The following is a 1,013-nucleotide window of genomic DNA, read 5'->3' on the forward strand; positions in this document are numbered from 1 at the left end:
GTCATGCAGAGCAACAGCATCAGCAGTAGCAAGAACTTTCGTTGGTACGGTGTCATCACGCTGTTCGTGATCGTCGCGATCTCCTACGTGGATCGCATCAACATCGCAGTGCTGATCACCGATGCCGCGTTCCTGGACCATGTTGGCATTGCAGCGAGCGACCGCGTGAGCCAGGGCTTCCTGGCGACGGCCTTCATGCTGGGCTATGGTGTGTCGGCCTTTGTGCTCACGCCTTTCTGCTCGGCGCTCTTCGGCGTGCGGCGCAGCCTGGTCTTTGGCCTGATCCTCTGGGGCGTGGTGACGTGGGCCTCGCCGATGTTCCACAGCTACGGCATGCTGCTGGCCTCGCGCGTCCTGCTGGGCGTGTCGGAAGGGCCGCTGTTCTCGCTGGCCTCTGCGTACATCAAGGCGCATTTCCGCAGCGATGAAAACGGCAAGCCCAATGCCTTCGTGAACATGGGCACGGGGCTGGGGCTGGCCATCGGGTATCCGCTGGTCGGCTACTTGCTCACGCAGTTTGCGTGGGACACATCGTTCCATGTGCTGGGTGTGCTGAACATCGTGCTCGGCATTCCGCTGGTGCTGGCCTTCGTGCGCATGCCGCCCGCACATGCCGATGGCGTGAAGCCTTCGTCGTTCGGCGAGGCGATGGCGCGCGTGGGCGGCATCGTGAAGGGCGCGCTGCATACGCGGCACCTGTTCCTCATCACGCTGCTGACATCGGCCGCGCTGGCTTACCTCTGGGGCAGCAGCAACTGGCTGCCGACGTATCTTCGCGAGGCGCGCGGCTTCTCGATGCGCGAGATGGGCTGGCTGGCCTCGCTGCCGCAGTACGCCACGGTGCTTGCTGTGTTCGTGGGCGGCGTGCTCATCGACAAGGTCGGGCGCGAGCGCGTGCCCTTCATCTTCATGAGCGCCAGCGCGGGCGTGGCGCTGTCGGTGCTGATGGCCATCAATGCACGCGATCCGTACGCGGCCGCATGCTGTCTTGTTGCAGCCAACTTCTTCTGGGG

General features: G+C 64.1%; 1 protein-coding gene. It reads left to right on the forward strand.

Annotated elements, in window-relative coordinates:
• Nucleotides 1-3 precede the first annotated feature (3 nt).
• On the forward strand, nucleotides 4-1,013 hold a 1,010-nt coding region (locus tag ACSFA2_RS25990), incomplete at its 3' end, for an MFS transporter (protein WP_435458202.1).

This window comes from Variovorax cryoconiti (genome assembly GCF_051216395.1).
Taxonomy (GTDB): domain Bacteria; phylum Pseudomonadota; class Gammaproteobacteria; order Burkholderiales; family Burkholderiaceae_C; genus Variovorax.